Raw genomic sequence first — 12,234 nt, forward strand, 5'->3', positions numbered from 1 at the left:
GAATTTGCTACTATGGTTGTTTTTGTTTATGGCCCTCATGCTAGCAGAAATGCATAATAGTAACGACCATCAAACATGGATTGATGAGTATTGATTTTTGTTTTGTCTGGACGTTTTATAGCGTTTTTGAAATTGGATACAGACATCCCATCTATAAGTTAAGCCTTTTTTATCAATCCTAGTATCTCACCCTTATTCCAATCAGATTATTGTCTATGTTCACTATTATTCAGTCGCACCGTACCGAAAACCTTGTAGATCAATTGCTTGTACAATATCAGTCCAAGGATCAGCCTGTTTTTGAGCCTTTTATTGTCATTGTACCGTCAATGGTATTGGGTGATTGGTTGGATAAGACTATTGCCAGTCGCGCTGGCATTAGTACCTTGGTGCGTACTAAGTTCTGGGGACAGTATCAATGGACGCTGATGCAAGATGTATTGACTCGCCATAATGCGTACTTACTGGTGCAAAACCCTGAAGCGACAACTCTAAATGTACCCGAAGTGGCGGTATTGTCACCAACGGTAATGCAATGGCGATTGTTTGGATATTTAACTTACTACCAAGAGGCGATTGTTGCAGATGAAAAGCATCCGGTTCATCCGTTGCTAGCGTCTTTGATTGATGAACCGCAGGCAGATGCTCAGCAGGACAATGTGCGACAGGATAAGGCGCAACAAGATGCCCGTATTTGGCAGCTGGCAAGCGATTTGGCAAGAGTGTTTAACCGCTACTTAACCCATCGTGAGGATTGGTTGGCGCTATGGTCGCACAACGAGCCGCTGAATGTAGATGAGTTGATAGCAGATAAAGATGCACTGTCACTGCGCTTTGATAAATATGCGCGCGGCACGCCTGAGTGGTTGGTCGAGCATTATGTTGAGTTAGAGGTTGGCCAGCGTTTTTTATGGGCGCATTTATTTGCTGATGTTCATCTACATCGTGTGGCACTGGAGCGCGCTTTCTGGTCGGCCTTAAAGAATAACAAGGCGAATGAGCGTGACCAGTTGCCAACTATACTGCGTATCTTTACTATCCAGCAACTGCCACAGACCGAGCTAGACTTCCTACAGCGCCTGTCGCAATACATGAATATCACGCTATTGCATTACAATCCATCAAAGCTGTTTTGGGCGGATATCGTCGATAAATCATGGTTACAGCGTCAGCAGATCATTAATCCTGAGAGTGTCTTTTTGCGTGATTACGGTCATAGTTTGCTATCGCGTTTGGGCAAGCAATCGCGCGATGCGTTTGCGATGCTTGCCAATTTATCAGGTAATGAGCAGTACGACGATGCATTGGTTGAATGGCAAGATAATTTTGATGATACGCTGAGCATTGGTTTTAATCATGGGGTTGCTACTGAGTATATTGATAATGCTAGTAGCGCTCAGAATAGTCCAAGCTTGTTAAAGCGTTTGCAAAACGATGTGCTGATGCTTGATGAGCAATCGACCCAGCAAGCAACGGCCGCTACAGTCTCGCAAGCGGTAAGTAAGCAAATAGAGCCAAGCTTTGATGAAGCTAAGCCAGCAACGGCTTGGTATGACGATGAAGTATTAGAGAATAAGCGCTTTGAGATAGACCGTTTTTGGGCAATCTCTTCGCAAGATAATAGCCTAAGCATTCATTCGTGTCATAGTTTGCAGCGCCAGCTTGAAGTGTTGCGTATCATGATTGGCCGTTGGTTGAACGAACCTATCAAACTAGGCGAAAAGAAACGCCATATCTCTGACATTGTTGTGCTACTACCCGATGTTGAACGTCATCATGCATTGATTGGCTCTATCTTCGTCAATGGTAAAGGTCAAGACGGTTTGACTTTGCCTGCTAAAGTGACTGGTGTTGTTGATGCAGATATTCGTCAGTTATGGGAAGCCATTATCGGTTTTTATAAACTATTAGGTAGTCATAGTGCCCGCTTTGAAGCGGCTGAAGTCTTAGACTGGCTCATGTTGCCTCCTTTATTTGAAAGCTTTGGGCTGACTCATGAGCAGATGAGTCGTGGTTGTGACTTGTTGGTAGAGGCAGGATTTATCCGTGGTTTTGATGAGCTGCATCTTAAGCAAACTTTGGACAGTAATGACTATGACTATCGCTTTAGCTTTGCGCAAGCGTTAGACAGATTGACCTTAGGTTTGGTCATGCCAGAGGCTGAGTTGAGCGACTGCTTGTATCCTTTAGATGAGGATGAATGGCCAAGCACTGCATTGCCAGAAATGACCTTGCCGCTACCACAAGTGAGTCTAAATGATGCGCTGATTGTTGAAGCGCTTTGCCGCATTTATACCGGCTTGGTCGCACGTCGTGATGACCATACACAAAAAATGAAAGCGGAAGACTGGCTCGATCAGATTGAGACACAAGTTATCCATCGTTACTTTGGTGATGTGGATCAAACGCGTACCATGCGCGCCATTTACAACGCGATGAATGGTTTTAAATCAAGTCTACGAGCCAATCGTCACTATAGACAGTACGCTAGTGGTGATATCGACAACAGAGAAGTGGAACAGAGGCTGGCAGGTGTGGAGCAATTGCCGCTCAAGTTGAGCTTTATGTTAGACAGTATCGAAGCGGAGCTAGAGAGTCAGCAGGTCAGTGCAGAGCCGACGGGGGTGATTACCTTTGGTCGGTTTGGTGCATTAAGAAATGTGCCGTTTGAGCTGGTGGTTATGCTCAATATGGATCTCTCTGAGTTTCCTGGGCGTGATCGTGACAACCGCTATGATTTGATGAAAGCGACCAATGCACGCCGCGGTGACAGAGTTAGTGAAGATGATGACAATGGCGCATTTTTAGATGCGCTATTGTGCGCGCGCAGTGCATGCTGGATGTTCTACAATGGTCAAAGCTTGACGGACACTCATGAGCATCTGCCAGCCAATCCAGTGAGTGAGCTATTGCAATTCCTACAAGGCGAGGTGCAATGGCAGGTGAACTCGCTTGAAACGTTGCCTGAGAATATTGATCCCACTACCGAGAGTCTTAAGCGCTATTTGCCTAAATTGATTAAGCAGTGGTTAGTGACTGAGCATTCTGCACTGCCTTTTCATGAGAGTCTGTTTGAAACGGCAATCGAAGGCAATGATATTTTTGAGCAAGCGTCTCCTGATATTGATGGCAATGCTAATGCCAACGTTAATGCCAACATTACTATCAATGCTCAGGATTCCAGCCCTGTCGATATGATTGATGAGTTGGATACTCTATTAAATACAGCCATGCGCAAAACCAAACTGGCTCAGAAAAAACAGTTTCCGCCTGCGCCGCTTTGGCAAGCGGTGTTTGACACATTAAAAGGGCGAGTATCTAGTGAGCATAAAGAGTTGGTCGGCCTACCCACAAAGTCACAGTATCAGTCAATCGCTCAGGTGCTTGGCCAAGGCTTGGGTCAGCTAGGTCAAGTAGACAATCAAACCTTGTCTGCATTGGCTGAATTGTTGGCGCTAGATACAGCTGTTACTGCCAGCGATGTCAGTAGCATGACCGAGGCGCTCATCCAAAATTTATCTGATAGCATATTTAATATCGGAGAGATTGATATTGAAGGGGTGTTGGCTTACCAAGTACGCCATCCTGCCAAAGCATTTTTACGGTCTCAAAAGGTACATGTGGTACAAGGTGAAGAAGCATTGTCGCAGCAAGAGCCGCTATTCTTAGACAGTTTAACTACCTATCAAATCAAAGATCATTTGATTAAACAGTTGGTTACTGATGAGGCTAAGAAGAATGATAGTGATGCAGCGGCTGAAAGTACCACTCCAATCCTGATGTATCAAAAAATTATGCCCGCTGGTGTCGCTCGCCAAACTACATTACCCAATCAACAAAAAAAACTGCAACAACAATGCTTGGAGTTCAAAGAGCAATTAATGGCTAATGGCTTTGATGAGAGCAGTATTCTCAACGAGAGTGGAGCAGATGTCGCTACAGTATTACAGCTATTGACGCCAACCGCCGAACATCCTGTTCAGATAGAACTAAAAAATATACTGAGTAGTACTGACAACGAGTCAAGTAATCAGACGAATATAGAGGGTATAGAAACACTGTTTAAGCTGTTGCCGAAAGTCATTAAGATAAAGGGCTCAGTACCAATATCAGCACCCATATCAGTTATTCAGGCAGGCGTGCCTTATGCTCAGCAATCGCCTAAGCAATGGTTAAATATACTGCCCAATTCTGCTAGCCCTAGGCATTTGCTCAAGTTTTGGTTATCACATTTGTATTGGCAAGTGGCCAGACGTACCACTGCCGAGCAAGTGGCATTAAATGATGGCGTAAGTATTTGGCGCTTCAATAAGGCCAGCTCACAAGTTGGTAACTATAAAGATGTAATCGCATTTAAACTAAGCCCAATTGTGTATGAAGACGCTGTGATTGAGCTGATAAAATGGGCGTTTTTTGGCAAGTTAACGGGTCAAGTGCCTATTACATTACTGCCAGAATATGCACTTAATTACCTTGATAAGTATCTAAAGCCTGAAAAAGGTGACGATAATAGCTACTGGCCAAAACGTGCCGACTTCTCGGACTGGTTAAGACCTAACTACAATTCAGATACGGTATATGATACTTGTTCGCAGCATGCAATTTGGCAATATGTACTGCGTGACCAAGATGCGTTTAAGGCTTTGTCAGCAGCTCTGACTACATTAGCGCAGCCACTGTATGAGCCGATGTTTAATGCGTTAACTAACTTAGATGGTTAGCTCATTATCTAAAGCAGCCCCTAATTAATTTTTGCTATCTTGTTTTAATAAATAATAATTAAAAGTATGCGCCCATATGACAGACTTTACCGACCCAACCAATACTACTGACTCATTTACACAATCAGATTTATTTGATGAATATTCAGATGAGCTGACTTTATCTGCTGTGCCTGAACGTAAAAATGATGTTATACCGGCAGTCGATGTTGATCTGACGGGTAAACACCTGATTGAAGCCTCAGCGGGCACGGGTAAAACTTGGACGTTGACCGGTATTGTACTGCGCCTACTGATCGAAGCGCGACGTGCGCCAGAGCAAATCATTGCCACGACTTTTACTCGAGCTGCCGCTGCCGAAATGCGTCAGCGTATCCACGATCGTTTGGTAGATTTTTATCAGCTATTACAATGGGTCAATAGCCTAAGTGCTGATACTAGCAATAAAGAGAGTCTCTATCCCAACATACTACAGGTTATGCCTGAGAGTAATAAAGATACAAAAGCAGGCAGTAATGCAGACGTAGACGCAAACGTTGAGACAGGTATTGACGATTTAAATCAAGACCTTGCTGCTTATAAGCAAGCGGCGGCAGAGAAACATAAACAAGCAAAGAAAGACCGTGAAGATTGGTTGGTTAATCAGGCCAAATATGTGCGTTTAGATGGCATCATGCAAGATCCTATTAACTTGCATCTCGTCGGTTATTTGCTCGATCACGTGTACAGTTACCCCATGGCGGAAGCTATCAGGCGTACGGCACTGGTACTCACCACATTGGATAAGCTGTTCGTAGGCACGCTTGATAGCTTGGCGCAAAAATGGTTGACGGAGTACAGTAGCGAAACTGGTCACCAGCAGGGTATGGGGATTATTGAAGACAGCAGTATTGAACAGGTGACTGACAGTATTATCCATGATGAGCTGCGTCAGTTTCAGAGCCGCTTATACTATGAGCAGCCTAAACTTTACGCGCTAATGGATCAGCAAGGTAAGCTGACTGCAGTTGGCGATCATAAGAAATATGTGACTCGATCGCTTAATTTTATCTCTGCGCCGATTGATGAGATAAGGCATGAGAAAAGCTTTGATTTTGATGCATACGAAAAGCTAATCAATGAGTTTTCTCAGTTAGATTTAGCCGATATCCAGCCTTATTTAAATCCTGATTATAGAAAGTCTCAAGGCTTCAATGGACGTTCTAACTTATTTAAACAGTTTGATGTCATTATCGAGGTGCATCAAAAGATATCGCAGTATCAGCTAGCATTTAATAGCTATTTAAATGAGAGCGAGAATAAGATTTTGACATCATTGCAAGATGCCAGATATCCAGATGAAAATGGCAAAATTAAGAACTTTAATAAGAATAAAGAAAAAGAGCATCAGACGCTTTTTGAGCTAGAAACCATTAGTAAGTTAATGGTTCTCTTAGATATGCTAGACAGTTTAAATCAGCATATATTGTTGGTATTGGCCAATCTTAACCGCCATATTGTGCTAGCTGTGCGTAATAGGCTGCCAGTCATTTTAGAAGAGCGTGGCGAGACGACTTTTAGTTTGCAAATGGTACGCTTAAACCAAGCATTAACTGGTCGCCAAGGAGACAAGCTGGCGCGTTATATTCGTCATCACTATCCTGTGGCGTTGATTGATGAGTCGCAAGATATCAATGGCGAGCAAGCCACTATGATTGAAAGCATCTACTTGCCAAAGAATAAGCGCAAACAGTCGGACAGTGATAAACAGGCAACTACTAAGAAAGCCAATCATGAGTTTCTGTTATTGGTTGGTGATCCCAAACAGGCTATTTATGGGTTTCGTGGTGGCGATGTGGCCAACTACAACTATATGAAAGCCCAGTTTGATAAAAGCGCTCTTTGGACGCTTGATATCAATCGCCGTTCAAATGCCGGTGTGATTAACGCATTGAACTGCTGGTTTGGTATGGCTGATGCCACAACTGCTGAGAATAAGCTGTCGCAATTGGGTACTGGTATTCACTACCAACATATCAAAGCGGCAAAACCGGAATATGAGCTGTCTTGGTTTAATGCGTCAAATAGTCTGGATGATGTGCTGGTGACAGAGGTGCTTTCTGCTCAGCCAGTGAGCTTATTGCACCTGCCTTATGACAAGGACAAAGAGTTTGATTACGATGAACATGAGATAACAGCTCGCCATATAGCCACTTTGCTTAATAGTGGTCAGACACTTAAAGGTAAGCCGATTCAGCCGAGTGATATTGGGGTGCTAGCACGTGCCAAAAAAGATCTGAAACGCGTTGAAGACGAGCTGGTAAAACTTAATGTGCCGACCTTGACCACCAGTGATGTCAGTATCTTTGAGACTATTATGGCAGAAGATGTGGCAGCATTGCTAAATGCCATGCTCTACCCGTATCGTCATGACATGATTAATCGGGTATTGACCAGTCATCTATATGGGCTGAGTATCAAAAACATCAAAGCCATGATGAGGGATCATGAGTCAGGCGTTACTGAGGGCAGCAGTACAACAAGCTTCCATTCACAAAACTCTAATTCGAAAGACCTCCCAGCCAATGAAGCTACTGATAATAAAAAGAGCTATCAAGACTTTATTACCTATCTAAAAGAAGGTGCACAGCGTTGGCAGCACTTTGGCATATTATCGGCGCTACATTATTTATTAGATAAAAGTTCCGTGCAGCCGCAAGGCGTATGGCAGGCCTTAGCTGCTCATCCAGAAGGTGACCGTCATATCATGGACTTGCGTCATGTGATGGATATCTTGGCGCAGTACGGCCTCGGTATGGGTGAGCATGAGCTACTGGCGTGGTTCAGGCAGCATATAGATGCAGCGCCTAATAGTGATTGGGCTAAGCAATATCCGCTACCGACAGAATCTGGCGTGCAACTGATGACCATTCATAAGTCAAAAGGGCTTGAGTTCCCTATTGTCTATGTATTGGGAATGGGTGATGCCAGTAGGAAATCTGGGAATAAGGAAGACTATGGGCTGTATCTATACAACGCGCAACAAGCGCCCTCAGCGTTATTACAGCAGTCGACAGATAATCAATCGGGTAATCAGCGCCGCTTCTCACCATTGCAAGGCTCTGCCACGGATGAGGGTTACTATACCGATATCGAGACACAGGAGGGTTTTGATGAGATAAGACGGCTTGGCTATGTGGCATTTACTCGAGCCAGTGAGCAGCTTTATGTTGTGTTACGAGATCCGAGTAACAAGACAGGGTTCGAGCTAAAGCCGATGTTTTATTGGTTTGACTCCGAGGAGGCCAAGTTTGAATTACCTGATAGACTCAAAGGTACCATAGGCATGCTCAGAGGGCATAAGGTTAATGAGTTTTATGACAATAATTACGTAAGCAATGATGCTGACTCAGCAGGTATAAATGACAGTGTTCAGCTGTCTACTACCACGTCAAATGCTCATAAGCCTACAACAGAGGCTATTGAGTACGCGCCATTTTCTGAGGTGATGAAAACCAATTATTTTTATGGTTGGGCTAAGACCAGCTTTACCGCTTTGGCACGTCAGCTAGATGAATCTACACAAGCAAGGGCGATAGTGGATGAGCGTATTGATGATGCGATAGACATTGATATGACAGAGTCTACAGTTTCGGATATCTCTTTACTTAATAACGATGAATTTAGAGAACAAAACAGTGAACTCAGTCTCAAGTCAGAGGATGATATTCGTTTTACCTTTGTAAAAGGTGCCAATGCCGGTACGTTTTTACATGAGATATTTGAACAGATTGATTTCACCAATAAAGCCCAGTGGTCTCAGGTTATTGATAGAGCGATTAGTAGCTATCAATTGCCGCTGATATATAGTAGTGCTGAACAGCAAAGCCGCAGATCACAAGGCAAGAAACAAAGAAATAGTGATGGGTTTGATCTTGAGTCAATAGATACAACAAAGCATGAGGCATTAATCAATTGGATCGAAGAAGTGCTACATGCGCCATTATTATCTTCCAACCAACCTTTGATATCTCTTAATAAAGGTAAGCGATTTGCTGAGTTAGAGTTCAATATGGGGCTTTCAGAAAGGTTTAAAGCACAGGATATCAGTAAGCTTTTTCAACAGTACTTACCTGATGAGACAGATAAACACGTCACTCTAGTGCCACAAAACAAAGCACATCTATATCGTTATTTGCGTGGTGAGATTGACTTGGTGTATGAGCATGCTGGCAAGTATTATGTGGTCGATTATAAGAGTAACTTTTTAGGAAATAGCCTAAGCGATTATAATGAAAATACGCTAAAGAAAGCAATGTCCAAAGCAGGGTATTGGTTACAAGCAGCGATTTATCAAGTGGCATTACATCGATTCCTTGCCATGAGAGTCAGTGATTATACGGGTAACGAAGATAAGTACTTAGGCGCTGTAGAGTACGTGTTTTTACGCGGCGTATATGATCCAAATGCTAAAATCGCTGACACTACATCTCAAGATAATAATAAGCCTAGCAGTAACAATTTAGAGAATCATAACTGCTATGGATTGGTCACTTGGGATATTTCTATCGACTTTATTAAAGGTTTAGACGCACTATTTGGCCTGCCGGATTAATAAACTTTATATAACACTTAAATGGGCAAACATTGTTATAACATTTAATCAGATTAAAAAGAGACAAGCACACGATGAGTAATAATAACAATAAGAGCAAGTCAGCCATTAGCTTACAAGAGAGCTGGGCAAGTAATCTCAGTGATTATATTTTGCTACGCCGCCAGCAAACGCATGTAGCATATAACGTGACAGACATAAAGGTAGAGGCTGAGAGTAAGCATATCGGTAAGACAGAGGATAAAGGCTTATTTACGGCTCTATTCATTATGTTGGCCACTCATTTGGAGGAGGGTCATACCGTATTGACCATTGAGGCAGCTAAGCATGACACACCGCTACAAGGTCAAATCAATGGTGAGTTGGTCGCACTATATGCATGGCAGCAAAACTTACTAGAGATGATGGCAACGCCGATACTCGCATTGATGGATGCTCAAATAGACACGCCATCAGAAGACGACTCTTCAATTGAGCTGCCATTATTTGGCTCATTAGATACTTTGTTTAGTAAACGAGCTCAGCTATGGGCGCAGTTAGCACTTAGCAGCCATGAAAAAGAAATGATGGTCAAACGGTTTGATACGATAGTTATGCTATATCAGCGCCTAAAAAATACGGACTTAACGACTTTCCTTCAGTCAATTCATGAGCATACGTTATTTGCTAATGTTGATGCGAATACTGATAGTAATAATAAGAAAAATAGCCTAAGTAAAAATAAACCTATCATATACCAAATGAAAAAAATCGAAACAGATAATGAGACAAAAATATCGCTCACCTTTTGGTTACACCGTGCTTGGCAAGCGGAATTTAATTTAGCAAAAAATATCAATAATATCTTAAGTCAGCAAGTAAGCCCTTTACAGATAGCAATACCTGAAAACCTTCATGAACACCAAGTGAAAGCGATCAATGTCGCTAATAATAATGCGTTTAGTATTATTACCGGTGGCCCAGGTACAGGTAAAACATATACCGTGGCTCAATTGGTCATTGCGCTGCAGCAAGCGACAGAGAGTGGGGGAGATGGGGCTGAGCATATTCGGTTCAGTACGGACAGTGCCAGTTTGGCATTGGCCGCACCGACTGGTAAAGCCGCCCAGCGAATGCAAGAGTCTCTGCAGGCGGCTCTAGACGCGGCGAATGTTAAGCTACAGTTGCAAGAAGCCAAAACCATTCATCGTCTGCTAGGTATCGGCCGAACAGGTAGACCTCGTTACAATGCTGATAACCCACTGGGTGAAGATATTATCATCGTTGATGAAGCATCTATGCTCGGGGTCGAGTTGGCCAATTATCTTGTGAGTGCGATAAAACCGGGTGCAAGGTTGATACTATTAGGCGATGCGAACCAGTTAGCAGCGGTAGATGCGGGGGCTGTACTGGCTGATCTTTGCCGTATTCCACTACTGCAATCTATTCACGCAGAGCTAACCGAAAGCCGCCGATTTAGCGCCGAGTCAGGAATAGGGAAGCTTGCCTCGCAAATTAATAAAGTAGAGGTAGATACGCAGGCCATTTGGAAGTTGTTAAGACAAGATGAAGCGTTGAGCTTTCAGTATGTGAATACGTTGCAAGCGGAGTCTATATCAGATAATCAAATAAAAAATAGCCTAGGCAATAAAAAATTATCATTAAAAATCGCCCATGATTACAATCCGTACGTAAATAAAATTCGAAATTTACTGGAAAATCCGGTAGAAAAATCCATGCCAGAATCAGTAAAAGCCACAATTACCTCACTAATGGAAACCTTTAATCAGTTCAGAATTTTAACTGCGGGCCACAATGGTGAATGGGGCGATCATTATATTAATAACTATCTCACCCAGTGGCATCTTGCTGAGCTAAAACTACCATTGGGTCAAAACACATGGTTCCATGGTCGACCTGTTATGGTTTTACAAAACAACTATGAGCTTGGGCTATTTAATGGTGATATTGGTTTTTGCTTGCAGACCAGCGATGATAGAAGCCGACTAAAAGTGTTTTTTGAGAATAAAACACAGGGAATTGCGGTCAATTTACTGAATGAAGAAGTCATCGCCACCGCATATGCCATGACTATTCATAAGTCGCAGGGGTCTGAGTTTGATCATGTAGCGATTACTTTTGATAATAGTCATGCAAGATTATTGAGTAAAGAGCTTATCTATACAGCAGTGACTCGTGCTAAGAAACAAGTGACCATTTATAGTACCAAGCAAGCTTTCGAACGCGCTATCAAAACACCAACTGAGCGCCATACGGGCTTGGCATTACAGTTTTCTAAGCTTTAATAGATAAGTATTACAGGACATGAAAGTACAAGATATATAAAAGGAGGGTTAAAGTTGCATACCTTTGATAGTGTGCTAGATCATGTTAATACAATCATTTATGAACCTCACCAATTCATTGTATCCTCAATTAAACAAGAGGTACAAAACTCTGAATACGCAGCAGGATTATTTACCTTATCCTCTCGGTCGGCTATTAAAACAGCTAGAGGTAGAGTGGCTAAGCAAACAACTACCAAAATAGGGCAGTTCGTTACTTTTTGGGAAAAGGACACCACAGGCATTAATCAACCTTTCCAATATGATCAATCACCAGACTTGTTAGTAATCACGACATTTAAAGACAATCATACATTTGGTCAGTTTGTTTTTCCAAAAAATGTCTTACTTAGACATAATATTCTTCAATCTCATTTTACAAAAGGTAAGATGGGTATGAGGGTGTATCCTAGCTGGGATAAGCCAACCAGTAATACTGCTGTAAAGACTCAGAATTGGCAGCTCGATTATTTCTTCACGGTTACTGATACAGGCATGCTACCTACAGAAAAAATACGAGCATTGTATGAGTTATAAAATCTAAGCAATAAAAAAGCATCCAATTTGGATGCTTTTTTAGAACTCAAATATTTTT

At 42.6% G+C, this 12,234-nt stretch carries 4 protein-coding genes; all 4 read left to right on the top strand.

Annotation, left to right across the window (positions count from 1 at the left end):
• Positions 1 to 215 precede the first annotated feature (215 nt).
• The 4 genes from AAEY72_RS01030 (at position 216) to AAEY72_RS01045 (ending at position 12,176) form a co-directional block, all read left to right on the top strand.
• Positions 216 to 4,721 carry an exodeoxyribonuclease V subunit gamma gene (locus AAEY72_RS01030; protein ID WP_352309117.1) on the top strand — a complete coding sequence of 1,502 codons (4,506 nt, stop codon included), beginning with the start codon at positions 216 to 218 and terminating at the stop codon, positions 4,719 to 4,721.
• Between the two features lie 76 nt (positions 4,722 to 4,797).
• Positions 4,798 to 9,315: a UvrD-helicase domain-containing protein gene (locus AAEY72_RS01035; RefSeq protein ID WP_352309118.1), complete on the top strand. Its 4,518-nt coding sequence runs from the start codon at positions 4,798 to 4,800 to the stop codon at positions 9,313 to 9,315.
• A 74-nt stretch (positions 9,316 to 9,389) separates the two neighbouring features.
• A complete protein-coding gene (recD, locus tag AAEY72_RS01040) occupies positions 9,390 to 11,600 on the top strand; it encodes an exodeoxyribonuclease V subunit alpha (protein ID WP_352309119.1) in 2,211 nt (736 codons plus the stop codon).
• A gap of 54 nt (positions 11,601 to 11,654) precedes the next feature.
• Positions 11,655 to 12,176, top strand: a complete 522-nt coding sequence (locus AAEY72_RS01045) for a MepB family protein (protein WP_352309120.1) — start codon at positions 11,655 to 11,657, stop codon at positions 12,174 to 12,176.
• Positions 12,177 to 12,234 lie beyond the last annotated feature (58 nt).

Origin of the sequence: Psychrobacter sp. W2-37-MNA-CIBAN-0211 (assembly GCF_040309405.1) — a bacterium.
Lineage (GTDB): Bacteria > Pseudomonadota > Gammaproteobacteria > Pseudomonadales > Moraxellaceae > Psychrobacter > Psychrobacter glaciei.

Excerpts from the sequence above, each read along its gene's own strand:
- AAEY72_RS01030 (WP_352309117.1), top strand. The coding sequence starts at position 216 with ATGTTCACTATTATTCAGTCGCACCGTACCGAAAACCTTGTAGATCAA.
- AAEY72_RS01035 (WP_352309118.1), top strand. The coding sequence starts at position 4,798 with ATGACAGACTTTACCGACCCAACCAATACTACTGACTCATTTACACAA.
- recD (WP_352309119.1), top strand. The coding sequence starts at position 9,390 with ATGAGTAATAATAACAATAAGAGCAAGTCAGCCATTAGCTTACAAGAG.